This window comes from Sphingomonas sediminicola (assembly GCF_049991885.1).
GTDB classification, from domain to species: Bacteria; Pseudomonadota; Alphaproteobacteria; order Sphingomonadales; family Sphingomonadaceae; genus Sphingomicrobium; species Sphingomicrobium sediminicola.
The window spans coordinates 1,805,110-1,829,277 of the sequence record NZ_CP178916.1; the positions used below are offsets into that span (position 1 = coordinate 1,805,110).

Consider the following 24,168-nt stretch of genomic DNA (forward strand, 5'->3'; position numbering starts at 1 on the left):
AAGAAATTCAGGCAGTAGTTTCTCATGGCACATAAAAAAGCAGGCGGTTCCAGCCGCAACGGTCGCGACAGTGAAAGCAAGCGCCTCGGCGTGAAGCTCTTCGGCAGCCAAAGCGCGCGCGCCGGAAACATCATCGTGCGCCAGCGCGGAACGAAATGGCATGCCGGCAGCAACGTCGGCATGGGCAAGGATCACACGCTTTTTGCTCTTACCGACGGCACCGTCGCGTTTCGCGACGGCAAGCTTGGTCGCAAGTACGTGCACGTCATGCCGATTACGACCGAGGAAAACGCATAGGGGCTGGTCGATAAGGGGCCACCCCAGGAGGGGGCAGCCCAAAGTCGACCGCAAGGTCACAAGGGAGAAGAGGGAAGCCCCCTCTTCTCCCTTCTTTGTATCTGAAGGGCCCAATTCTTCTCCCGAAACAGTCACGGAGCGGCGCTACGGCGCGGCTCACGGAGGGAGAAGGAATGATGTTCGCCAGGACTGAACGGCTGCTTCTGAGGCCCGGCTGGGCTGAAGACGCCCCGGCGCTTGCCGCTGCGATTGCCGACGAGATGATCGTCCGCAATCTCGCGACGGCGCCATGGCCGTATCATCTTCGCGACGCCGAAGCCTTTCTCGCGCAGCCGCGCGATCCCGTTCTGCCGTCCTTCCTGATCTTCGCCCGGACAAAAGGCGCACCGCGCCTCGTTGGCTCTTGCGGGCTTGGCAGACGTCCATCGGGTGCGGTCGAGCTCGGCTACTGGATCGCGAGACCTTACTGGGACCGCGGCTATGCTACCGAGGCCGGCCTGGCGTTGATCGACATCGCCCGGACGCTTGGCTTCACGCAGCTCGAAGGCTCACACTTCCTCGACAATCCTGCCTCAGGCCGGGTGCTCGAGAAGCTGGGTTTCAAGCCGCTCGGTATCTCCGCGCCTCGGCTCAGTTGCGCGCGCGGAGCGGAGGCGCAGGCTCGCCTGCTCCGACTGACCCTAGCCGTTGAGGAGGACGAGGCGCTGGCCGCCTAGGTCGCGTCGTGGAGGATGATGCCCAGTGTGTGGCGGCTGCCGCTGCGCACCGGGCTGACTCCATGGCGCATCGTAACGCGATACGTGCCCTTCGCTCCCTGAACGGGGCGGTGATTGACCGCGAAGATCACCGCCTCGCCCGCCTTTAGCGGCACGACATGCACCCGCGACTGCATGCGCGGCCGCTGCTCGGTGAGCACGAATTCCCCGCCTTCAAACCCCGCCGGTTCCGACAGCAGAAAGGCCGCCTGAAGAGGGAAACTCAGGTCGCCATAGAGATCCTGATGCAGACAATTGTAGTCGCCCGGCCCGTAGCGAAGCAGCAGCGGCGTCGGTCGCGTCTGGCCGGCAGCATGGCATAGCTCGAGATACTCCGCATGCTCTGCCGGCAGGAGATCGCCTTGGCCCAAGCGTTCGCGCCATTGGTTCGCGACCGGGATGAGACGAGCGTAAAGCGCCTTGCGGAGCGTCCCGATCAGTTCCGGCAGGGGATTTGAGAAATACCGATATTCGCCTTTGCCGAAGCCATGCCGCGCCATCACCACGGTGCTCCGGAAGAGCCGGTCTTCTTTGTACGCTGCGATCAGCGCCTCCCGATCCTCCGCCGAAAGCAACGGGCCGGTGGTCGTCCAGCCGCGCCCATCGAGATCCGCTGAAACGCGATCCCAATCGATGGCGGCAAATCTGTCCTGGATTGTCATGGCGACTGAGTAGCTACGGGGAGGCCGTGAAGCGTCCCGCCGCTTGCCGCCAAACTTCAGGCCGCGTTGCGGACCTTCTTCACCGGAGCCGGCGCTGCCCTGACTGCGGCGCTCGCTTCATAGGCGCGGAGGAGATCCCGGTCGTCCTCGTTCCACGGGTGGAATTTCGGAAGGAAGAATTTGAACCAGGCGACTCCGATCTTCCGGAACATTCCCGGATAAACCCACAAATACCAAAGCAGCCGCGACCACGCGCGAAGGCCGCTCACGCCGTCCTGCCGCATGAGCTCGAGCGAACCCGCCGTCCGGTCGACGACGAAATTGCGGGTGACGTAGAGCATCACCTTCGCCTTCACCTTCCAGCGCTTCGTGCGCGGCCAGTTGCGCGTGGCGTGCAGCCAGGTGTCGTAGGCGACGCCCTTGTGCTCGATCTCCTCGCAGGCGTGCCAGCGCCAGAGATCGGCGGCATCCTTGTCGGCGCCTGCCAGATGGCTTGGGTCGGCGAGAAGCTCGTGGGCCAGGATCGCCGTAAAATGCTCCAGCGCCATTGTCGCCGCGAGACTGACGATCGGCGGCTTCGTCTTCGTGATGCTCAGCCTGTATTCGACCTGCGCTTCAAGCTTCGACAGATCATAACCAGAGTCCGCGGCGCGGCGATTGAAGGCCGCATGCTCACGGCTGTGGATGGCTTCCTGGGTGGTGAAGCCCTTGATCTCCTGCGCCAGCTTCGGCGGAGTGCCCTCGCGGAAGGCGCGAACGCTCTCGACGAAATAGGCCTCGCCGACGGGGAAGGTCGTCGACAGCGCATTGTAAATGGCGGTGGCCTCGACACTCCCGCCGTGCCACAGGCGTGGATCGAGTTCGCCGCGTTCGAATTTCCGATCGCGCGGCGTGATCGTCAGGTCTGACGGAGTCGGCAGGGTCGTCGTGCTCATGGGTGGAAGTTATATTAACTGACAAACGTGTCAATAAGCCGTAAACGCCTCAACTCCGAAGAGAGCCGTTCCGCCGCGCTGGAAGCCGCGCGCATGCTGCTGCTCGCTCAGGGGCCGCAGGCCGTAACGTTAAAAGCGGTCGCCGCGAAGGTCGGCCGAACCCACGCCAACCTGCTCCATCATTTTGGCTCGGCAGCGGGCCTCCAGGCCGAACTCGCACGCTCGATCGCGGACCGAGTGACCGGAAGCATCGCGGAGGCAGTGGAGCGCGCCCGCGTCGGCGAGCGTGACGTTCGCGAGGTCGTCGACGGCACGTTCGACGCCTTCGATCGCGAAGGCGCGGGCGCCCTCGCCGCTTGGATGATCCTGTCTGGCAACCGCGATGCCCTGAACCCGATCCTCGATTCGATCCGCGCCCTGGTCTCGCAGCTGAGGGTCGGTCACGAAGAACATCACGTCCCCGAAAGCACTCTATGGCTGGTGCTTGCGGCGCTCGGCGATTCTCTCCTTGGCGAACCGATCACGAGTTCGCTCGGATTGCAGCGCGATGCCGCGAGACGGATCGCGACCGAAGCCCTTCGTTCGGAAATCGCCGCAAGGCACCCCCGTATGGCCTGAGTGGTCATATCGGGCGCGCCGCCCTACATGCGCGTTCATGCATTTTCTCGACCAGGCAAAGATCTACGTACGATCCGGCTCCGGAGGCCCCGGCGCCGTCAGCTTTCGTCGCGAGAAGTTCATCGAGTTCGGCGGGCCCGACGGCGGCGACGGCGGCAAGGGCGGAGACATCGTCTTCGAGGCGGTGCCCGGCCTCAATACGCTGATCGACTTTCGCTACACCCAGCACTTCCGGGCGAAGCGTGGGACCGGGGGTTCCGGTTCGAATCGCACCGGCGCCGCCGCGCCCGATCTCGTGATCAAGGTTCCGGTCGGAACGCAGCTTCTCGCCGATGACGAGGACCGCAGTCTCATCGCCGACCTGACGGTCGAAGGCCAGCGCGTCGTACTGCTTGAAGGCGGAATGGGCGGTCGAGGCAATGCCAGCTACAAGAGCTCGACCAACCGCGCCCCGCGCCAGCATCAGCCCGGCATCGAGGGCGAGGAGATGTGGATCTGGCTTCGGCTGAAACTGCTTGCCGACGTCGGCCTCGTCGGGCTCCCGAACGCGGGCAAGTCGACCTTCCTCAACGCGGTCACCAACGCTTCCGCGAAGGTCGGCGATTATCCGTTCACAACGCTCCGCCCCCAGCTCGGTGTCGTCCGGCACAAGGGCCGCGAGTTCGTGCTTGCCGACATCCCCGGCCTGATCGAGGGCGCGGCTGAAGGCGCGGGCATCGGCGATCGATTCCTCGGGCATGTCGAGCGGACCGAAGTTCTGCTGCACCTCGTCGATGCTGCGGGCGACGATCCGGTCGAGGCCTGGCGCGTGGTGCGCGGTGAGCTGGAAAGCTACGGTGCAGACCTTGCCGGCAAGCCCGAAGTCGTTGGGCTGAGCCGTAGCGACCTCGTCACCGAGGAACGGCTGCATGAACTCAAGCGGGAGCTTGAAGACGCAACCGGCCAAACTGCTTTCCCCATTTCCGCGCCGCTCGGCGAAGGCGTCGCGCCCTTGCTCGACGCCGTCATTCAGCGCCTTGGCGCGCAGGCGGAGGTCCGCGAAGACGCCACCGCGGACGAACGGCCCTGGTCGCCCCTATGATCCTTGCCGTCACCGGCGGAACAGGCTTCGTCGGACAGCGGCTCATCGACCTTGCAGTGGAGCGCGGCCATCTGGTCCGCGCGCTCGCCCGGCGTCCGCAGCAAGTGCGCGACGGTGTCGAATGGATCGAGGGAAGCCTCGAAGACCGTGACGCGCTCCAGCAGCTCGTGAAAGAAAGCGATGCGGTGATCCATGTCGCGGGCGTGATCAATGCTCCGGACACCGCCGGCTTCGAAGCGGGGAATGTCAATGGCACGCTTGCGATGCTCGCCTCCGCGACGGCAGCCGGCACGCACCGCTTCGTCCACGTCTCGTCCCTCGCGGCGCGCGAGCCGGGCCTTTCGCAATACGGCGCGTCCAAGGCCCGTTCGGAAGAGCTGGTTCAGCGCTCCGGCCTCGACTGGACGATTGTTCGCCCGCCCGCAGTCTATGGCCCCGGCGACAAGGAGACGCTGGAGCTGTTCAAGATGGCCAAATCCGGCGTTGTCTTTCTGCCCCCGCGAGGCCGCCTGTCGGTCATTCACGTCGACGATCTCGGTCGCCTGCTTCTCGCGCTTGCGGAGCGAGACGAGCCGGTGAAGCAAATCATTGAGCCGCACGACGCAAAGGCGAACGGCTGGACGCACCGGGCATTTGCCGCAGCGCTCGCGAAAGCGGTCGGAACCCGCGCTATCTCGTTCGCCACGCCCCGTCTGGTTCTCCGCGCAGGCGCCGCGATCGACCGGATAGTGCGCGGCGACAGGGCCAAGCTCACCCCCGACCGCGTTGCCTATTTCTGCCATCCCGACTGGGTGGTGAGCGACGGAAGCGAGCCCCCCGCCGATCTATGGCAGCCGGAAGTACCGACGGAGCAAGGGCTGGCGCAAACTGCCGGCTGGTACCGCGAGCAGGGCTGGCTTTAGCCGACGCCTTGACGAAGTCGACGTCCCTCACCTAGCAAATCCGACGATGAGGCACCTGAACGCCACCTCCGCGACTCGCACCGCCAAGCTTTGGTGGCGCGTGTTCACGCATGCGGAGCGATGGCGCGACTGATCGACCTACCAACGATCATCGAATGCCCGCCCGCCATCGGCGGGCTTTTTTTGTTTCAGGTGACCATAATGACCGATATCGTTCTGCTCTTGACCGCGAACGCGCTGGAGTTGGGGCAATGCTGATTGCGATCATCGCGACGCTCGCGCTCGCCATTCTCGTCAACGTCTCTTTCCTCGCGCGCTCGGCAATCGCGCAAGGGGCGAAGCCCACTCTCGAAGCCACTATCCTCGGCGCCGTCGTCAACTTCTTCGACACGCTGGGAATCGGGTCGTTCGCCCCGACGGCGGCCTGGCTCAAGTTCCGGAAGCTTGTGCCGGACCGGTTGATACCCCCAACCATGCTTGTCGGGCTTACGCCGCCGGTCATGGCTGAGAGCGTCATCTTCCTGATCCTGCTCGGGGTGATGGTCGATACGACCTTATTGGTCGGATGCGCGCTTGCGACGATGATCGGCGGAATCGTCGGAGCTCCTCTCGTCGCTCGCGCAAGGGTCTGGGTCGTCCAGTTCATCCTTGCAATCGGCCTCGCCCTTGCTGCGGGCGCCTATGTGATGACCAACCTGCACCTCTTCCCCGGCGGAGGCGAAGCGTCCGGGCTTCCGGTCGAGCTGACCGTTATCGCCGTGATCGCAAGCTTCGTCCTCGGGATTCTCGCCAACTTTGGCGTCGGCAATTACGCGCCAATGCTCGTCATGCTGAGCCTGATGGGCATGGACCCGAGGCTGTGCTTCCCGATCATGGCGTTGGGAGGATCCCTCATGGGCGCGAGCGCGAGCGTCCGGCACATCCAGATCGGCCAGGTCGACATGCGCGTGGTCCTCGGCCTCACCCTCGGCGGAATCCCGGCAGTGCTCGTCGCGGCGCTGATCGTGAAGTCAATGCCGATCGAAGTCTTGCGCTGGATGGTCGTAATCGTCGTTCTTTATTCGGCGGCGATCCTGCTTCGCGCCGCCTTGCACGGCCGCCGCGAGCATCGAGCCGAAGGTGCGACAGCCGCGGTGGCCGCATCATGACCGATACGAGCGCCATCAATCGCGACTTCGAAAAGTACGACCAGGTGCGCAAGACGCACACCTACCGGCTTGCCGAAAGCGAAACCGACGAATTCGACGAGGAGTATCGAATCGCAACGCTGGACTTCGGGCCATTCCTGCATGGAAGCTCGGAAGACAGGGCCCAGTTTGCCAAGGAATTTGCGGAAGCCTTGCAGGACATCGGCTTTGCGGTCCTCACCGGGCACGGCGTCGATCCGGTGCTATACGATGAAATGCACGACCGCGTTGCCGAGCTGTTCACCGCCACCCCGTTCGGTGAGAAGATGCGGTTCCGGGCCCGGCGATACGGCTCGGTCAGCCAGGGCTATTTCCCGCTGGAGGAGACCAGCGACATTCATCCCGATCTGGTCGAGGGCTGGGTCTGGTGCAGGCGTGCCTTCGATATCCCGCAAGATCGTGATGCGCCGTTCGATGCCGAAGAGTATTGGCCGCGCGCGGAACAGGAGGTGCAGTTCCGCCGCCTGGTCGAAGCACATGAGCCTTTGATCAAGCCGATCGCACAGGCCATTTTCCAGGGGCTCGGCTGCGATCCGGACATCTACGATCGCAAGCTTACCCAGACCAATTTCGGACTGCGGCTCAACTATTATCCGCCAATGACAGAGGAGCAGGACCGCTCCGGCGCGGGCCGACTGCTCGGCCACGAGGACGTGGACCTGTTCACGATCCTTCCGGCTTCCAAATGTGATGGCCTGCAGGTCTGGAATCACCGAAGCAGCAAATGGGTTCGGCTGCGTGCTCCGCGCGGGTCGATCATCATCAACACCGGCGATTACATGCAGCGCATCTCGAACGACCGGCTTCCGTCAACGACGCACCGGGTCGGCAAGCCCAGCGACGGGTCGCACCTGACGAGCGCGCGGACGTCGTTCCCGATGGCGGTCTACCTGTGGGAGAATGAGATCCTCGATGTCCTACCGGGGCTCGGCGCGCCGAAGTACGATCCGATCGAGGCCATCGCCTTCCACACGCGCAGCACGAGCAAATTCTACGGCGACGGTTACGCCGTCGGCTAGGTTACGACGAGCTCGGCAAATTTGCCGAGGTCGATGTTTCCGCCAGAGACCACGCAGACGATCGGCCCCTCGCCTGCCTCGCCGGTCAGCGCGGCCGCGAGCGCCAGGGCTCCCGCGCCTTCCGCAATCGTCCGCGTCTTTTCGGCGATCAGCCACATCGCCTCGCGCGTTTGGTCCAGGGTGACGGTGATCGACCCGTTGGTCACCGGTCGCATCCGCTGCCACATTCGCTCGGTGACACTTTTGCCGCCCGCGCCATCGACGAATGAAGCCTGCCATTCGGCGAACTTGCGCGGGCCGCCGTCGCGGAGCGACAAGGCATAGGGAGCCGCCGTTTCGGGCTCGGCGCCGAGCACCGGCACGTCCGGCCGCTTCGCCTTGATCGCGCTCCCGACGCCGGTGATCAGGCCGCCGCCGCCGATCGCTGTGATCACGGTGTGAACGTCGGGAGCATCTTCCAGGATTTCGAGGCCCATGGTCGCATGCCCGGCGATGAAGTCGTGATTGTCGAAAGGGTGGATGAAGGTGCCCTCAAGGCCGGGGAACGTGTGGCTCTCCGCTGCTTTCCAGGCATCATCGTAGGAAACAGGAACGATGGCCGCGCCGAGCGCCCGCATTCGGTCGAGCTTGGTCTGCGGCGCGGTTTCGATCGCCACCACGGTTGCGGCGATGCCGAACTTGCGCGCGGCATAAGCCACGCCCTGCCCCGCATTGCCGGCGCTGATCGTCCACACGCCCCGCGCCCGTTGCTCGTCCGACAGGTTCGCCACCGCATTCGTCGCGCCGCGGATCTTGTAGGCGTTGGTCGGCTGGAGGTTTTCCAGCTTCAGCCGAATGTCCGGCCCGTCCTTGCCGAGGTCCAGCCTGACGAGCGGCGTACGAAGCACCGTGCTCGCGATCCGCCCCCGCGCCTGCTCGATGTCGTCGAGTGAGATTCGCCGAACCGGATCGATCATCGCTTTCCCCGCGCCTGGTTGGCGATCCTTATGGTCGGCTCACGGGTTTGTCTAAACCCAAGCCAAGCAAGAGCGGCCAAACTCAAGAGTGTGATCAGCGCACCAACTCTTTCTTCGCGCGTCCATACAATCCGCGGACTGCATCCAGGGTTGTGCATCAACAGCTTAGTCTGCGGATGCATTTCGCCGCACGACCAGGCCGGGAAATAGAAGTGCGGTTCCACCACCTTCCCCGGAACCTGCGGTGGCGGCAGCAAACTTCTTGCCAGCTCCCCCGGGTCCGACGAATCTTCAAGCGCCATCACTCCGGGCGGCAGATATTCGGGCAAGTCAGGATGGTCCGCCTGGATACTGGCCACGGTCGGAATCTCCCCGCTTCTCGGCTGGAGCAGGAAGGTGGCGGACAAGTAGGCGACCGGCATCATAATGATCAGCAGCAACGGCCGAAACCGGGCACTCGCGACTGCCGTAACGAGTGCGAACTCTGCGATTGGAAGAGCGCGATAGGGAAACTGAACCTTCGCGAGCAGCGGCAAGGACCAGAAAGCCGGAACGACGCCGGCGCTGATGACTAGGATTCCGAGTGCAAGGAATGCCCATTTGTCGCGGCGCGTGATGATCAGGATCACCGCAAGGGCTGTAAGGGAAGCCATGAGAAGGAACACGGTTGCAACGAAACCAAGCTCCAGGTTCGCACTCCAGATCGACCAGAATTCAGGTCTCAGAAAATCGTATCGATAAAGCATTGCGGCCTCGCGATGCCTTTCCAAAGTGAGCGCGGGTCCAAGGTAGATTGCCGCGAATCCGATCCCGAGACCGCATGCCAACGCAAAATGGGGCAGCTCGCGCCGGTGCCACAGCGCATATGGGGCAATTAGGAAAGTGCTTGCGAGCAACGCGAGGGGCAGATGCGTGCAAATGAGCACGCCATAGGCCAGAGCCGCCAAGACGATGCCGCGCCCTTCAGCGATGCGCCGAAGTCCGATCGCCAGCAGTGGGATCAACGAGATTGCGACGGTTTCCGCAAGAGCTCCGCGGCGGCTGAAATCGAACAGGTGATAGGGGGCTGCCACGAACATCAACGCACCGAGAACTGGTCGCGATGATCGCTCCTTCAGCCAATGCCATGCGGTGATTCCGGACATCGCGTAGGATGACCAGAAAGCGGCCATCACGCTGGCGTACGTGCTGACGCCAAGCAGCCCGAAAATGGCCGTAACGTAAAAGGCAATCGGCGGATAATAGTAGAAGACTGGTGAGCCGAGCCCGGAGTTGGAGAGCGGCAGCCAGCGTGGATAGAGATTGCCGCGGGCGATCTCCGACGTGAACTGGTCGGCCCAGACCCAACTGATAATGAAGCTGTCATAGAGCATGGGCGGACCAATCACCGCCGGCATCATGAGCAGCGCAGCGACCCCTACGAACAACAGGTAGACGGCAACATGACGCAGTCGATGACCGCGCGCGATGCGCGCCATGGTGCGTTCGGCCCCTGAGAGGTCTTTAGGAATTTTAGAGAGCTGGCCGGGGTTCCAGCTCGATCTGCAGCGAATTCACGACGATGTACCAAGAGCAATTGAAAGCAACAGGCTCAACACAACTTACTCCTTACGCATTACTCGACTGGGAGTATGTAGAGCAGTCTTGGATTTGCAAGACGATAGTTGCAATGTCCGCCGTCCACTCCGGCAATAGGAAAATTCTGTCCTACAACCTGTCTGTTGTGCTCATGACGGCGATTATTCACGTATCTTCCACGCATCAGATCTTCTGTCGCCCTCGAAGATGATGAAGGTCACACACGATCAACTTCCTCTCTGCTTGCCCAAGGGAGGCACGCCCGCTCACGACTCGCGTCACATCATCACCTTCATGAGCTTCGCCTGCCCGGCCCCATGGCACCGTACCGCCCTATTCCCGCCTGATTGCGTTGCGAAAGGACGCGCCTCTTAATAGGGCGCCTCCATGACCGACCGCGACGAAACCGAAGCCAAGATCCGCGAGCTGATCGATCCTTTCAACAAGAAGGGCATCGAAATTTCCGGCGACACGCGCTTCGCTCAGGACCTCGAATGGGACAGCCTGACCGTGATGGACTTCGTCGCCTCGGTCGAGGACGAGTTCGATATCCTGATCAGCATGAACCGCGCGGCCGAGATCGAGACTGTCGACCAGCTGATCGATGCCGTCCGCCAGCTCGAGAGCGAACGGTGAGCGACCTCTTCTCCAAGTTCGACGACCTGATCGCACTTCGCGAGGGCTTGCTTTCGAGCGGCGTCACCGACCCGTTCAACCTGGTTATGGAGAAGGTCGAAAGCCCGACCGTCGCCATCTGCAACGGCCGTCGGACGATCCTTCTCGGCACTTACAATTACATGGGCATGACCTTCGACCCGGACGTCATCGCGGCCGGCAAGAAGGCGCTCGACGAATTCGGGTCGGGCACGACCGGAAGCCGGGTGCTCAACGGCACCTACGTCGGCCACCGCGCGGTCGAAGATGCGCTCAAGGACTTCTACGCCATGGACCATGCCATGGTGTTCTCGACCGGATACCAGGCGAACCTCGGCATCATTTCCACGATCGCCGGCAAGGATGACTACATCATCCTCGACATCGACAGCCACGCATCGATTTACGACGGGTGCGCGATGGGCAACGCCCAGATCGTCCCCTTCCGCCACAACGATATCGAAGCGCTCGAAAAGCGGCTGAAACGGGTGCCCGAGGGCGCCGGCAAGCTGGTGGTGCTCGAAGGCGTCTACTCGATGCTCGGCGACATTGCTCCTCTCAAGGAGATGGTCGCCGTCTCCAAGGCCAACGGTGCGATGGTCCTCGTCGACGAGGCTCACTCGATGGGCTTCATCGGCGAGCATGGCCGTGGCGTCGCCGAGGCGCAGGGCGTTATTGACGACGTCGATTTCATCATCGGTACCTTCTCCAAATCGGTTGGAACGGTCGGCGGCTTCTGCGTGTCGAACCATCCGAAGTTCGAGATCCTGCGGCTCGTCTGTCGCCCCTACGTCTTCACCGCCTCGCTCCCGCCGTCGGTGGTCGCGACCGCGGCCACGTCGATCCGTAAGCTGATGGATTCGTCCGACAAGCGAGCTCATCTGTGGGAGAATTCGAAGCGGCTCCACGCCGGGCTTCGCCAGCTTGGCTTCACGCTCGGCACGCAGGAACCTCAGTCGGCGATCATTGCGGTGATCATGCCGGACCTCGAAACTGGCGCGGCGATGTGGGAAGCGCTCCTGAAGGAAGGGCTTTACGTCAATCTGGCCCGTCCGCCCGCAACTCCGGCGGGAATGACGCTCCTGCGTTGCTCCCTGTGCGCGGAGCACAGTTCGGAGCAGGTAGAAGAGATACTTGGAATGTTCGCTGCGGCAGGCCGAGCAACCGGTTGCATTTAAGCGTTAACCCGCCTTCCGTCGGGAAGCAGACGGGGCTAAACTGATTCCATGACGCCCAGCGGGGACGATCTCCAGTTCGACTGGCGACGGGGTGGGGCAGCGGCAGGCGCACTGGTCGCCACCCTGATTCTGCTCGCCATGGTCGTGCTTGTGGCCATGTCCAACCAGACGCGCGACCGCGCTCTGGCCGGGGAGCGGCACGCCTATGACGTCAATCTGCTCTCGCGCGCGGTCGATGCCAGCATCTCGCGGGCCGAAGCCGGGCTCGGCCGCTTCGTTCTCGACGAGGAGGTCAAGACCAGCGGGAATATCTATTACAGCCAGTGGCGGCTCGCCGGACAGCAGATCAGGCAGCTCGAACGGCTCGTCCGCTCCGACCCCGCGCAGCGTAAGCGGGTCCAGGAGCTCGACCGGCTCTACCAGATGCGAGGCGAGGAGTTTGCGGCCGCCGCTCGCGCCACTGTCGCCAAGCAGGGCTCCGGCGGCACCGGCTATTTCTACCAGGCCGCGCAGTCGGAAGTCGGCTCGGATCTCTCGGCCAAGCTGGCTGAAATCGCCGCGGCCGAGCGCACCCTGCTGCGCCAGCGGATGGAGCAGACGCAATTCTTCTCCGCCGAAGCGGATCGCCTCACGGATTATCTGAGCTGGCTAGGAGTTCTCGTCGGGCTCGGCGCAATCTTCCTCGGACTGGTTTCAGTCCAAGCGGTGCGGCAATTCGCCTATGCGAAGAAGCTGGCGGATACGGAGACGGAGCGCGCCGAGGGTCTCGAAGAAGCAGTCGCTGAGCGAACCCGTGAACTGATCGAGGCGAACAAGGCGCTCAAAGCGGAAGCCGAGGAGCGCGAAGCGGCTGAAGCTCAGCTGCGCCAGGTCCAGAAGATGGAGGCCGTCGGTCAGCTGACCGGAGGCATCGCGCACGACTTCAACAACATGCTGGCGGTCGTCGTCGGCGGGATCGATCTCGCCCGCAGGCGGCTCAACGGCCCGAAGCGCGAAGTCCTCAACCACCTCAACAACGCAATGGAAGGCGCGACGCGCGCAGCGGCCCTTACCCGGCGCCTGCTGTCCTTCGCTCGCTCGGAGCCGTTGCTGCCCGAGCGTGTCGACAGTTCTGAGCTCGTGTCCGGCATGTCCGACCTGCTTGACCGCACGCTCGGTGAGCGCGTCCACGTCGAGGTCGACCTCGCACCGGATGTCTGGCCGATCTACGTCGACCCGCACCAGCTCGAGAACGCCATCGTCAATCTGGCGGTCAATGCGCGTGACGCGATGGAGGGCGAAGGCCTGATGCGCATCACTGCGAGCAATATCGTCCTCGCGGCCAACGAGGTCGGCGACATCCGCGCCGGCGAGTATGTCCGGATCAGCGTCACCGACACGGGCTGCGGCATGACTCCTGAAGTGATGGAACGGGCGTTCGAGCCCTTTTTCACGACCAAGCCCGTCGGCAAGGGTACCGGTCTCGGTCTCAGCCAGATCTTCGGCTTTGCACACGAGTCGGGGGGCGAGGTCGGAATCGAAAGCCAGATCGGCAAAGGCACGACCGTATCGGTCTATCTGCCGCGGACCGTTGCCGCGGAGACCAAGATCCGGCTCCATCCGGCTATGCAGAGGGTCGAGGACGCGACCGTCGCGGGGGCCCGCATACTGCTGGTCGAGGACGATCCTCGCGTCCGGTCGTCAACCATCGAGGCCTTGCAAGATCTCGATTACGACCCGGTCGCGTGCAGTAGCGGTGCCGAAGCAGTCGGGATCTTCGAAAGCCAGCCGTTCGACCTCGTCATCACGGACGTCATCATGCCGGAAATGACCGGCCCGGAACTGATCAAGCACTTGAAGCAGTCGCACGACGACTTCGCGGTGCTGTTCGTCACCGGATATGTCGGCGAGGGAGAAACCGGTGACCTCGTCGGCTACGAACTGCTGCGCAAGCCGTTCACCGTCGGCGCGCTGGCCAATGCCGTAGCAGTCGCTTTGTCGCGCCGGCCTAGCGAACCGCGCCGGAGCGGAGGAGCCGCGGCAGCAGGCTGATCGCGGCGAGCAGCGGCCAGCGTCTTTGCCAAGGCTTAATGTCGATCTCGGTGCCAGCGTGCCGATTGATCTTCCACGCGATGTAATCGACGCCGCCTGCGAAGGTCGCGCTCGCCTTAGCGAGCCGAACCACTGACAGCATCTTTCCTTCGACGCGCCGCCTGGCCCAGCTCGATGGTCGAGCCATCAGCGCGGGGATCGCCGCAATCGCCGGACCGCTGAACCGCTGGTAACGTTCGAGGTCTGCGTCGACGACCGACGTGCTGCGACCTTTGCGTTCGGCCCGAAGTTCGGCGGAATAGGTCAGCGAGAACGCCCGGCGCCACCAGTCCAGCGGCGCCTCTCCCTCAACCCGTCCGGCCGATGCGAGCAGCGTCGGAGCCGACCGGGATATCGCTGCAATCGCGGCCGCCCGGGAAGCGTCATCCGCAGCCCAGACCAACCGCGACGGCTGCGCGAACCTTGCCCAGACCGAGACGTTGCGGGTCTCCGGACCGTTGAGGCGGTAGAAGTCCGGCTCGCTGAGCACGGCATATTTGGCGACCAGCCCGTCATGCTCGAAGTAGAAAACGTTCGGCGGGATCATTCGGTTCGCGGCTGCAAGCCAGGACTTCCCGTATGTCGTGCGGTAATCTGAAACGATCAGGTAGAAGTCCAGCATCAACCCTTCGAGCTGCTTCTGCCGAAGACAGGAACCGTAGAAGAGGACGGCGCGAGACGCCGGCGCGTGTTTCGCCGCAATCGCCTCCGCCATGGTCCTGACTCGCGGGTCGACCTGCTCGGCGAGCTCTTCGGCGACGAGATCGCGCAATGCCGCCACGGCTCAGGCCGCGAGGCGGACGAACGACAGCGGCTGAGCGGGCTTAAGGACGATCGGCTGGCCGATCCGGGTGTGGAACATCTCGCCGTCGAGAATGAGGCTGGAGCCCTCGCCCTCAATGCTGATCTCGTCCGCTTCCTCGAAATGAACGCCCCGCAGCCGCGAGCGGCCGAGTTTGCCGGCAATACTTGCAAGGATTGCCCTGAACAGTGAGGCTGGGCGTTCCTCGATGGCCAGCAGCTTTAACGGCCCTCCGCCAGTTCCCCGCAACTCACTCGAAAGGAGCATCTTTTCGAGCGTGGTCACCGCAAGGAGGGCGAAACGCCCGGTGATCGGGCCTTCACGCCGGACGGAAACCTGCAATGGGCTTGGTGTCGGGGGGAGGAAACGATTTTGCAGCCCCAGGACCATGCGGACAACCAATGCGAGCGCGGTCAACACATGGCTGACACCGTTCGGAAGACCGAGCGGGTAAATCTTGTCGCGGCAGTAGAGCATGGTGTCGGCGAGGCCGGCGCCACCGAGAAACATGCCGATGACCGGCCGCGATAACGGGTCGCAGCGCAGCGCGATCAACTCGCGCGCGACGATGTGCGGGCTAAGGTCCGACTGCGCGAGCAGGACCAGCCGCTCGAGCGCAACGATTGGGTCGCCTTGCGCACCCAGGTCCAGAGCGATGAGGTTTGTCTTCCCGTTCGGGAGAACCGCGACCGGCGGAGGCTGCGTCCCGAAATGACCGCCGTTGTGGATTTCGGTCAGGGCGGCCTGAACGGTGCCGTCGCCACCGTTGATGATCAGTATCTTCGGGCGGACGCGAGCGATGGTACGAAGCGCGTCGCCGATCTGCTCGGCCCGCTCGACCTCGTAATGGAAGATGTCCGGATGGTCGGCGCAATAGTCGCGGATGCGCGAAAGCTGCGCAATATTCCCCGTCGACTTCGGGTTCGACAGCAATGCGATCCGTGGACGGGACATCTTACTCGCTGACTTGCGGAGCGGCGAAACGCGATTTCGACATGATTTTCACGTTCCGTCCGTTATAGGCTTCGACCAAGGCCGTTCAGGAAGATGCAACGGCCCATTGCGATATCTGGGTCGGGTTTGCGGCCAAATCATGGTGTTGGGACGACTAAATCCGTGCGCCGACTAACTTTGATCGATCGCTACCTGGTGAAGACGATCGCGGTGCCGCTGATCGGAACGCTCCTGCTCGCCGCCATGTTGCTGGTCCTCGACAAGATGCTGCGCCTGTTCGATTTCGTCGTGACTGCCGGCGGACCGGTCAGCGTCGTGTGGCGGATGCTCGCGAACCTGCTCCCGGAATATTTCTCACTGGGCATCCCGATCGGGCTGATGCTCGGCATCCTGCTGGCCTTCCGGAAGCTGGCATTGTCATCGGAACTCGATGCATTGCGCGGGATCGGGGCGGGCTTCGGCCGGTTGCTGCGTGTCCCTTACGCCTTTGCCATCGGGCTATTGCTGCTGAACCTGTTCATCGTCGGCTGGCTACAGCCTTGGACGCACTACGGATATGAGCGGCTGCGTTTCGACCTGCGCTCCGGCGCGCTGGGTGCGTCGATGAAGGTCGGCGAATTCAATCACCTGGGGCGGAGGATGACGCTCCGCATCGATCGCAGCGAAAACCGCGGAACCGAGCTTCACGGCATTTTCGTCCAGGTCGACGACAAGTCGGGGACCCAGGTTGCTGCGACCGCGGACCAGGGCCGGTTCCTGTCGACCGACGATCCCGACGTGATCCTCTTCAGGCTCGAGAAGGGCCGCCTGATCCAGGATTCCCCGAAGTTTCGGACTCCGCGAACCTTGTCGTTCGACCTCTACGACTTGCCGATCAACCTGCCGCGCGTCGACAGCTTTCGGCAACGCGGCCACGAGGAGCTGGAGGAATTCACCCTGCCCGAGCTTTTCCGCGACGGTTATTTGCGAAACGTGCCCGAGGCACAGCGGCTCGGTGCGCAGGCGAACCTGCATTTCCGTATCGTCGAGGTCCTGATGATGCTGATGCTTCCGCTGCTGGCCGTCGCCCTCGCTGTCCCGCCGAAGCGAAGCAGTTCCGCGCTAGGTATCTTCATCGGGATCGTGATCGTGGTCGCCTATCACAAGGTGAACCAGTACGCAGAGCAGGCCGCGGCGCAGGGCCGGATGGAGCCGGTGTTGGCGCTCTGGATCCCGCTGCTCGCATTGTCGGCCATGATCTACTGGATGTACCACGTGCTCGCGCACCGGCCCGGCGGACAGCCGATCGGCGCGCTGGAGCGGGCGTTCAGCCAAGTCGGCAAGGCCGTCCGCAGGCTCCTGCCGAAAGTCCGGCCGGCATGATCAACCTGCAATTCTTCCCGTCGCGGCGGCTGGCGCTCTACACCGTCAAGCTCTTCATCACGCGAAGCCTCGCGGTGTTGCTCGCGCTCGTCCTCGTCCTGATGACGCTCGACCTGCTCGGCGAGTCCGGGAAGATCCTTGCGATCCCGGGCAATGGCGAGCCGGAACTATGGCGATACGTTTCGCTCCGGGTGCCTCTGCTGATCTCGCGTTTCCTGCCCTTCTCGGTTCTGCTCGGGACGTTGATCGCGTTCACGGGCCTCAATCAGCACAGCGAAGTCGTGGCCATGAAGGCCGCGGGCATTTCAGCGCACCAGATGCTGGCGCCGCTGATCCTCGCCAGCCTCGTCATTGCCGGCGGCCTGTTCGCGTTCAATGAGAAGGTGGTCGTCAACGCGAACCGCCAGGTGACGGCTTGGAGCGACAACGACTATCGGCCGGTGCCTCCTGAGAGTGGAATCCTCAGCAATATCTGGCTGCTCAATGGCGAGGATTTGATACAGGCACGGCACGTCGGGGGGCAAGGACGACGTTTCCACGCAGAGGGCGTGTCGATCTACGACCGCGAGCGCGGCGTCCTGCAACGGATCATCCAGGCCGATCGCGCCGATCCCCAGAACGGCGCGTGGAAGCTTTCGAAGGTGCGCGTCTACGATTCATCGATGAATATCGTCCGGCACGTTCCTGAAATGACCGGGCTCGAAGGCGTCAAGCCCGAGCAGCTGACCCTCGCGAAGGTCGATCCGGACCAGCTCGATTTCTGGACCTTGAAGGAGCGCATCGGCCAGCTCGAACGCGCCGGACGTCCAGCCGACGAGGCCAAGGCCGGGCTTTGGCACAAGATTTCTGGTCCACTTTCGACCCTTCTCATGCCCCTGCTCGCAGCGACCGCGGCATTCGGGCTGGCCCGCTCGGGCCAGGTCCTGATGCGTGCGACGATCGGCATGGCGCTCGGCTTCGCCTACTTCGTGGCCGATAACTTCAGCCTGGCTATGGGCAATGTCGGCGCCTACCCGCCCTTCCTCGCCGCCTGGGCACCGTTCCTGCTGTTCCTCCTCGTCGGTGAGACGGTCCTGATCCGATCCGAAGAGTAAGGATCTCCATCCGTTTCGGAGGCATGCGCAGGGTCCGCTTAAGCCTGACCTGACGAAGACTTGGCGGTGTTCCTGTCCGCCGCTCTTGCCGCCACGATCTCGGCCCCTCGTCCGCCCAGTCAGGCAAGGGCCATGGTGCGCGTCGCCCACTCGGTACTCGTCACTAAAGATACGTGGCGGCAGGAGCGGACCGCGCGAAAGCGAGAGATCCTGATTGTCGAGAATGGACGACCGGTAGTGGTCCGGGTCATCGAGTTCGAGTGAAGAGCGCTTAGCGGGCGCCGGCGGTCCAGCTGCTGGCCGCTAGCCGTCCGACCAGCCGGGAAAGGCTGCGATAGGTCGAGTCGTGATAGACCGAATCCCCATCCAGCGCCTTGCACAGACGGCGGTGCGCCTCGCCGAGCGCATGGTAGGGCAAGCCCGGAAGCAGGTGATGCAGGGCGTGGTAGCGAAGGCCGACCGGCGCCCAAATTGCAGGCAGGGTCCCTGGCGGCGGCACGTTGACGCTGTCGAGGAACTGCGCGGTGACGGTCATCGGCTCACCGTCATTCTCCCAGAGATGCGCGACCAAAGTGCGGATCTGGTTGAGGAACATCACCCCGGACGCAACGCCAAGGAAGATCAGGAAGGCGCGCACAGGGACGACGCCCGTCGCAACCATCGCGAGCAGAGAAATCGCCCACACGCTGCACGCAATCTCCATCGCCAGCCATTGCTTGCGGAAATCGCCCTCGGGTTGCGGACGGCGGAACTTCGGGTTGATCTGAAGCCCCGAATACTTCGCGACGACCGTATCGCGGAGCTTGGGTGACAACAGCGACAGCGGCGCAAGGATTCCAAAGCGAATCAGCATACCGATCGGTGCGAGCGCAGCCGCGATCAGGAAAACCGGCAAGGTCCACGGCTTCATCAGCGCGAGCGGGAGATACTCGGGATCGTTGACCGTCCCGTAGTAGCGCTTCGCATGATGCTGATTGTGGACGCCTTCATAGAGGAAGGACGGGACGAGCAGCGGTATCCCGACGATCAGGTTCCAGACGAGCCGGAAGCCCGGGACCGCGTTCGGCTTGATGTGGGTCAGCTCGTGAATGAAGCTGCCGGCGCGGTACAGCGCGAGCATCGCAACGACGACCGCCACTGTCGCGACCACCGCCGAGCTCGTGAAGATCGCAGTGAACAGCCCGGCATAGCCGAGAAGGGCGCATCCGATCATGTCGGCCCAGTAGATGCCCGGCCGCGCGACATTCAGGTCGCGAGTCAGGTCCGCAGCGGCCTTCAGCATCGCCTTGTCGTCGCCCGATGCACGCACCGGCGTCTGGTCGCCTCGCGTGGAATCGGCTTCGACGCTGCGCTGCAGCTCAAGAATGCTTGTCCGGGTCATGATTTGGCTGCCTCTGCAAAGAGATAGTGGCGCGATGATGGCGCTACAACGGCGCTATGGCTGGCGGTTGGCGCGTTGCCGCGCTAGCCAGCGCTCATGAATTCCTCAGCACTGACCGTTCGCCCGATCGATTCAAAGGCGGATCGCAAGAAGTTCGTCGACTTCGCCTGGGACGTTTATCGCGACGATCCGGCCTGGGTCCCGCCTTTGAAGGACGAGGTCCACGGCCTGCTCGACCCGAAGAAGAATCCGTGGTTCCAGCATGCGAAGGCGCAGCTGTGGCTCGCCGAGCGCGGAGGAAAAGTGGTCGGGCGCATCAGTGCGCAAGTCGACCAACTCGTACAGGACGAAATGTGCCAGGGCACCGGCCAATGGGGGATGTACGAAGTGCTCGACGCCGAGGCTTCAGCCGCGCTCATCGCGACTGCCGAGGACTGGCTTCGCCAGCAGGGCATGAAGCGGGCGCTCGGGCCCATCAGCCTTTCGATCTGGGATGAGCCGGGGCTTGAGATCGAAGGCTTCGACGAATCCCCGACAGCAATGATGGGACACCACCGGCCGGAGTATCAGGGCTGGATCGAGGCCGCCGGCTACGAAAAGGCCAAGGACCTAATCACCTACGCGCTCGACATCACCAATTGGCAGGACCCGCTGATCGACCGGCTGATCGCGTCGGGCGAACGAAATCCGCGCATCCGAATTCGCAACGTCGACAAGTCGAAATTCGACCAGGAAGCCGCGCTGATCCTCAATCTGCTCAACGACGCCTGGTCGAACAACTGGGGCTACGTCCCTTTGACTCCGGCGGAGATTGCCTACGCGGGCAAGAAGCTGAAGCCGATCATCTTCAATGAGCTGGTCCGGATCGCGGAATTGGATGGCGAGCCTGTCGCCTTCATGCTCACGATCCCCGACATCAATGAGCTGACGAAGGATCTCAACGGCGAGCTGTTCCCGTTCAACTTCATCAAGCTGCTGTGGCGGCTTCGCAAGCCTCGGACCCGCCGCCTCCGCGTGCCATTGATGGGGGTCGCCAGGAAGCTGCACGGCTCGCGCCTCGCCAGCCAGCTCGCCTTCATGATGATCGAATTCACGCGCCGCGATGCAGTTTCCAAGTTCGGCGCGACTCACGGCGAGTTCGGCTGGATCCTCGAGGACAATAAGGGGATGCTTTCGATCGCTCAGCTGCCCGGCGCCGAGATCAACCACCGCTACCGGATCTACGAAAAGGCGCTCTAAGCTCGAGCGTTGTTGGCGACCGGGGATCGCCCAATCCTTTATTTGTCGGTCGGGGCTTCCGACTTTGCAGCGCGTTGACTCAGCCGTCATTGATTGATTTCAATAAAGCTTCGGCATCCTGGAGACAGTTGTTTTGGTCGATATCCCGGGCAGCAGCTCGACGACATCGTCGGTAGTCGTTGGAAGCGTTACGACGAATACCCTCGAAGTCGTCGGCGATCATGACTGGTTTCGAGTTGACCTGAGCGAGGGTCAATCGATTACCGTCACGCTGAAAGGCTTGTCGCTTGGCGATCCTTATTTGCGAATCCGCGACTCGCTCGGAAACGTCATCCTCGAGAACGACGACATAAGTCCCGGCACCTTGCTGGGATCGAAAATCAACGTCATCGCGCCGCAGGCCGGAACCTATTACATCGACGTTGGCGCTTTCAACGACGCCACTCGCGGCGATTACCAGCTCACGGTCACGAGCTACGTTCCGCCAGCCGTCGCAACCTACGATCAGATCGCTGACCAGTTGGTCAACGGTTACTGGGACGGCGGAGCACACCGGTTCAACGTAAGCCAGGGCGGATCGATCACCGTCAACCTCACCGGACTTACTGCAGCAGGCCAAGCCTTGGCTGGTGCCGCGCTCAAGACCTGGACAGACATCATCGGTGTCAACTTCATACCGGTTACGACAGGCGGCCAGATTGTCTTCGATGACAATCAATCCGGAGCTTTTTCCGACTCTGTTTATTCAGGCGGCTTCATCACCTCGTCGACCGTCAACGTTTCAACCCAATGGCTTGCCGACTATGGAGCCAACGTCGGCGGTTACGCCTTCCAAACTTACATTCACGAGATCGGCCACGCCCTAGGGTTGGGGCATGCCGGGAACTACAACTCGACCGCGAATTACACGACCGATGCGTTGTTCGTGAACGACAGTTGGGCCACCACTGTCATGTCGTACTTTAGCCAGCACGAGAATTATTATTTCGGAAACCAGGGCTTCAGCGAAAACTTTCTCGTCACCCCGATGCTGGCGGACATCGTCGCGATGCAGGAGCTTTACGGGCTGTCGTCCAGCACGCGATCCGGCAACACGAGATACGGGTTCAACTCGAATGCCGGCAGCCTTTACGACGCGGCCAGCCTTCAGAACGTCGCTTACACGATTTACGATACCGGCGGCATCGACACTCTGAATTTCTCGCAAGTTCAATACTTCAACCAGACATTCAATCTTAATCCAGAAACGTTCTCCAGCGTCAATGGATCGACCGGCAACCTCAGCATCGCGCGCGGCGTCGTCATCGAGAATGCCACTGGCGGCTCAGGTAATGACACCTTCATCGGCAATAGCGCGAACAACGTCCTGACGGGTGGCGATGGTCAGGACATGGTGTCTTATCAAACAGCTACTGCGGGCGTCCGGATCGACCTGGGCATAACGACCCAACAAGACACGATTGGCGCCGGCCTCGATACATTGGAAGGTATTGAAGGAGTTACGGGATCTCCATTCGACGACGTCCTCATCGGAACGTCGGGGACTTTTCGGCTTGATGGCGGCAGCGGTAACGACCTCATCATCAGTTATGGAACCGGACAACGCAATTTGGTCGGCGGCGATGGCGACGATGTATTCATCGCGGGCCCGGCGAGCGAATCCATCGACGGCGGAAACGGTTTCGATATCGTCGATTACAGCCTAGCTACCGGCCCGCTCTTTATCGGCGGCTATTCCGATAGCACCGGTAGCGACTCATACGGCTCAATCGAACGAATTCTCGGATCGGCCTACAACGACACATTCTATTACGCAGGTGCCGTTGGTGTCGAGTTCTGGGGCGGCGCGGGCGATGATTTATACCTTGTCTTCGGAACCACTTGGAACCCGACAGAGGCTCCGAACCAAGGAATGGACACTGTCCAATCAAACTTGAGCTACGTCCTTCCTGCCAACGTTGAAAATTTGGTCTTGATGAACTCTTCCATCAGCGGAGAACCATGGCCAATCAGCGGTACTGGCAACGAACTCAGCAACGTAATTACCGGCAATTCGAGTGCCAACCTGATCGTAGGAGGGGCAGGCATCGATCGGCTGACCGGCGGACGTGAAGCGGACACTTTTCGCGACACCGCGGCCGGACTCAACGGCGACACAATCGTCGATTTCTACGGAAACGACACGATCATAATCAGTGACGCGAGCCTCGCGGGGTTCTCGTTCAACCTCTCGGGTAATACACTCTCTTACACCGGCGGATCGCTGACCTTGGAGTCACCAATCCCGACGGACGCGTCAATTGTTGCAAGTGCTGCGGCGGGTGGCGGAGTCCAACTCACGATCGAGGGGGGTACCGAGCCGTTTGCCGGCTTCGGGAGCCTCCGCTGGGCCGTCGACGGATTCGGTTACAATGCCGGCAACTGGACCTCGAACGATCTGACCCCTCGACAGATTGCCGATGTGAACGGCGACGGCCGGGCGGATGTGGTCGCGTTCGGACCAGAGGGCGTTACAGTCGTCATCAGCGCCGACAACGGCGGTTTCGGAGGATCGGCGCTGGTCTCGTTCAACTTCGGCTATTCGACGGAAGCTGGCGGGTGGACCTCGAACAACCTTTACCCTCGTCTCCTGGCGGACGTGAACGGCGATGGTTGTGACGACATCGTCGCCTTCGGCGAGGGTGGCACTTACGTTTCGCTCAGCACGAGCCCCACAATGGGAGTGTCGTTCGCTACTCCCATTGTGGCCACCGGAGAGTTCGGGCGTTCTGCCACCGCCGGTGGCTGGCTGTCGAACGATCGCTACCCGCGCGAACTGGCGGACGTGAACGGCGATGGCCGTGCCGACATCGTCGGCTTCGGCAACGATGGCGTGTTCGTCGCACTCGCCAGCTCCGATGGAACGTTCGCGGCTGCGGGCATCGCGTCCGTGAACTTCGGGTTCTCGGGTGGCGCGGGAGGCTGGACCTCGCAAGACCGCTACCCACGCGAACTGGCGGATGTGAACGGCGATGGTCGAGCGGACATCATCGCCTTCGGAGAGGGCGCCACATATGTGGCTTTGGGTCAAGCCAACGGGACTTTCGGCGCGCCGTATGTCGCGACGGGCGAATTCGGACGGTCGACCGCTGCTGGCCAATGGACGTCTGACGACCGCTATCACCGAGAAGTTGCGGATGTAAATGGGGACGGGAGGGCCGATATCGTTGGATTCGGTCTCAGCGCAGTCTACGTTGCGCTTGCCCGCGAAGACGGCACCTTCGCCGCCTCGCAACCGGTCTATGGTAACTTCGGCGCGGGCCCGGAAGCTGGCGGCTGGGAAAGCCAGAACACTTTCCCCCGCTATGTCTTCGACTTCGACAACGATGGAGACGCCGATCTCTTCGGCTTCGGCTCCGCGGGCGTCTACGTCACCTTATCCAGCGGCGGTCTGTGGGCCTGAAT

23 protein-coding genes are annotated in these 24,168 nt (G+C 62.6%); 16 read left to right on the forward strand and 7 right to left on the reverse strand.

Annotated features, from left to right (window positions below; all coding sequences use genetic code 11):
• Positions 1-24 precede the first annotated feature (24 nt).
• Together rpmA and ACMC5O_RS09360 are read left to right on the forward strand one after the other, a co-directional pair.
• A complete protein-coding gene (rpmA, locus tag ACMC5O_RS09355) occupies positions 25-297 on the forward strand; it encodes a 50S ribosomal protein L27 (RefSeq protein WP_187709007.1) in 273 nt (90 codons plus the stop codon).
• Between the two features lie 176 nt (positions 298-473).
• Positions 474-1,013 (forward strand): GNAT family N-acetyltransferase, encoded by a 540-nt coding sequence (locus ACMC5O_RS09360; protein ID WP_187709828.1) that lies wholly within the window; start codon positions 474-476, stop codon positions 1,011-1,013.
• Here ACMC5O_RS09360 and ACMC5O_RS09365 read toward each other — a convergent pair.
• A complete protein-coding gene (locus ACMC5O_RS09365; protein WP_187709006.1) occupies positions 1,010-1,714 on the reverse strand; it encodes a 2OG-Fe(II) oxygenase in 705 nt (234 codons plus the stop codon). The two genes, ACMC5O_RS09360 and ACMC5O_RS09365, sit on opposite strands and share 4 nt — an antisense overlap.
• A gap of 56 nt (positions 1,715-1,770) precedes the next feature.
• Positions 1,771-2,649 (reverse strand): metal-dependent hydrolase, encoded by an 879-nt coding sequence (locus tag ACMC5O_RS09370; protein WP_187709005.1) that lies wholly within the window; start codon positions 2,647-2,649, stop codon positions 1,771-1,773.
• A 27-nt stretch (positions 2,650-2,676) separates the two neighbouring features.
• On the opposite strand from ACMC5O_RS09370, the gene ACMC5O_RS09375 reads away from it, so the two are divergent.
• The 6 genes from ACMC5O_RS09375 to ACMC5O_RS09400 all read left to right on the forward strand — a co-directional run bounded on the left by ACMC5O_RS09375 (position 2,677) and on the right by ACMC5O_RS09400 (position 7,456).
• A complete protein-coding gene (locus ACMC5O_RS09375; protein ID WP_426692756.1) occupies positions 2,677-3,267 on the forward strand; it encodes a TetR/AcrR family transcriptional regulator in 591 nt (196 codons plus the stop codon).
• A 37-nt stretch (positions 3,268-3,304) separates the two neighbouring features.
• The gene (gene obgE / locus ACMC5O_RS09380; RefSeq protein WP_187709004.1) at positions 3,305-4,348 is read left to right on the forward strand and encodes a GTPase ObgE; all 1,044 of its coding nucleotides are present in this window, start codon (positions 3,305-3,307) and stop codon (positions 4,346-4,348) included.
• A complete protein-coding gene (locus ACMC5O_RS09385; RefSeq protein WP_187709003.1) occupies positions 4,345-5,250 on the forward strand; it encodes an NAD-dependent epimerase/dehydratase family protein in 906 nt (301 codons plus the stop codon). Before obgE ends, ACMC5O_RS09385 begins: the two co-directional genes overlap by 4 nt.
• A gap of 120 nt (positions 5,251-5,370) precedes the next feature.
• On the forward strand, positions 5,371-5,508 hold the full coding sequence (locus ACMC5O_RS09390) for a hypothetical protein (RefSeq protein ID WP_187709002.1): 138 nt from the start codon (positions 5,371-5,373) through the stop codon (positions 5,506-5,508).
• The gene (locus ACMC5O_RS09395) at positions 5,502-6,398 is read left to right on the forward strand and encodes a TSUP family transporter (RefSeq protein ID WP_187709001.1); all 897 of its coding nucleotides are present in this window, start codon (positions 5,502-5,504) and stop codon (positions 6,396-6,398) included. The genes ACMC5O_RS09390 and ACMC5O_RS09395 overlap by 7 nt, the downstream gene beginning before the upstream one ends.
• Positions 6,395-7,456, forward strand: coding sequence for an isopenicillin N synthase family oxygenase (locus ACMC5O_RS09400; protein WP_187709000.1), 1,062 nt, complete (start codon positions 6,395-6,397; stop codon positions 7,454-7,456). The genes ACMC5O_RS09395 and ACMC5O_RS09400 overlap by 4 nt, the downstream gene beginning before the upstream one ends.
• On the opposite strand, the gene ACMC5O_RS09405 is transcribed toward ACMC5O_RS09400, so the two are convergent.
• Positions 7,453-8,412, reverse strand: a complete 960-nt coding sequence (locus ACMC5O_RS09405) for a threonine ammonia-lyase (protein WP_187708999.1) — start codon at positions 8,410-8,412, stop codon at positions 7,453-7,455. The genes ACMC5O_RS09400 and ACMC5O_RS09405 overlap by 4 nt on opposite strands.
• Positions 8,409-9,890 carry a hypothetical protein gene (locus tag ACMC5O_RS09410; protein WP_187708998.1) on the reverse strand — a complete coding sequence of 494 codons (1,482 nt, stop codon included), beginning with the start codon at positions 9,888-9,890 and terminating at the stop codon, positions 8,409-8,411. Before ACMC5O_RS09410 ends, ACMC5O_RS09405 begins: the two co-directional genes overlap by 4 nt.
• A 487-nt stretch (positions 9,891-10,377) precedes the next feature.
• On the opposite strand from ACMC5O_RS09410, the gene ACMC5O_RS09415 reads away from it, so the two are divergent.
• Genes ACMC5O_RS09415 through ACMC5O_RS09425 form a run of 3 tightly spaced genes read left to right on the forward strand, consistent with a single transcriptional unit; the run spans position 10,378 to position 13,853 of the window.
• Complete coding sequence (locus ACMC5O_RS09415) at positions 10,378-10,626, forward strand: acyl carrier protein (protein WP_246444341.1); 249 nt, start codon at positions 10,378-10,380, stop codon at positions 10,624-10,626.
• Positions 10,623-11,822, forward strand: a complete 1,200-nt coding sequence (gene spt, locus ACMC5O_RS09420) for a serine palmitoyltransferase (RefSeq protein WP_246444339.1) — start codon at positions 10,623-10,625, stop codon at positions 11,820-11,822. The genes ACMC5O_RS09415 and spt overlap by 4 nt, the downstream gene beginning before the upstream one ends.
• A gap of 48 nt (positions 11,823-11,870) precedes the next feature.
• Positions 11,871-13,853 (forward strand): ATP-binding protein, encoded by a 1,983-nt coding sequence (locus ACMC5O_RS09425; RefSeq protein ID WP_426692757.1) that lies wholly within the window; start codon positions 11,871-11,873, stop codon positions 13,851-13,853.
• On the opposite strand, the gene ACMC5O_RS09430 is transcribed toward ACMC5O_RS09425, so the two are convergent.
• Both ACMC5O_RS09430 and ACMC5O_RS09435 read right to left on the reverse strand, forming a co-directional pair.
• A complete protein-coding gene (locus tag ACMC5O_RS09430; RefSeq protein ID WP_187708995.1) occupies positions 13,810-14,673 on the reverse strand; it encodes a hypothetical protein in 864 nt (287 codons plus the stop codon). The two genes, ACMC5O_RS09425 and ACMC5O_RS09430, sit on opposite strands and share 44 nt — an antisense overlap.
• A gap of 3 nt (positions 14,674-14,676) precedes the next feature.
• Entirely contained in the window at positions 14,677-15,648 is a 972-nt protein-coding gene (locus ACMC5O_RS09435; RefSeq protein ID WP_187708994.1) for a diacylglycerol/lipid kinase family protein, read from the reverse strand.
• Between the two features lie 162 nt (positions 15,649-15,810).
• On the opposite strand from ACMC5O_RS09435, the gene lptF reads away from it, so the two are divergent.
• From lptF to ACMC5O_RS09450, 3 genes are all read left to right on the forward strand, one after another.
• A complete protein-coding gene (lptF, locus tag ACMC5O_RS09440; RefSeq protein ID WP_246444337.1) occupies positions 15,811-17,010 on the forward strand; it encodes an LPS export ABC transporter permease LptF in 1,200 nt (399 codons plus the stop codon).
• Positions 17,007-18,104, forward strand: a complete 1,098-nt coding sequence (gene lptG, locus ACMC5O_RS09445; protein WP_425506889.1) for an LPS export ABC transporter permease LptG — start codon at positions 17,007-17,009, stop codon at positions 18,102-18,104. Before lptF ends, lptG begins: the two co-directional genes overlap by 4 nt.
• 132 nt (positions 18,105-18,236) lie before the next feature.
• Complete coding sequence (locus tag ACMC5O_RS09450) at positions 18,237-18,368, forward strand: hypothetical protein (protein WP_281389406.1); 132 nt, start codon at positions 18,237-18,239, stop codon at positions 18,366-18,368.
• Between the two features lie 7 nt (positions 18,369-18,375).
• Here the strand turns inward: ACMC5O_RS09450 and ACMC5O_RS09455 are convergent, their stop codons facing one another.
• Positions 18,376-19,485 (reverse strand): fatty acid desaturase family protein, encoded by a 1,110-nt coding sequence (locus ACMC5O_RS09455; protein WP_426692758.1) that lies wholly within the window; start codon positions 19,483-19,485, stop codon positions 18,376-18,378.
• A 96-nt stretch (positions 19,486-19,581) separates the two neighbouring features.
• Between ACMC5O_RS09455 and ACMC5O_RS09460 the strand changes: the two genes are divergently transcribed.
• Together ACMC5O_RS09460 and ACMC5O_RS09465 are read left to right on the forward strand one after the other, a co-directional pair.
• The gene (locus ACMC5O_RS09460; protein WP_426692759.1) at positions 19,582-20,724 is read left to right on the forward strand and encodes an N-acetyltransferase; all 1,143 of its coding nucleotides are present in this window, start codon (positions 19,582-19,584) and stop codon (positions 20,722-20,724) included.
• Between the two features lie 133 nt (positions 20,725-20,857).
• Positions 20,858-24,166 (forward strand): M10 family metallopeptidase C-terminal domain-containing protein, encoded by a 3,309-nt coding sequence (locus tag ACMC5O_RS09465; protein ID WP_187708992.1) that lies wholly within the window; start codon positions 20,858-20,860, stop codon positions 24,164-24,166.
• Positions 24,167-24,168: the final 2 nt, after the last annotated feature.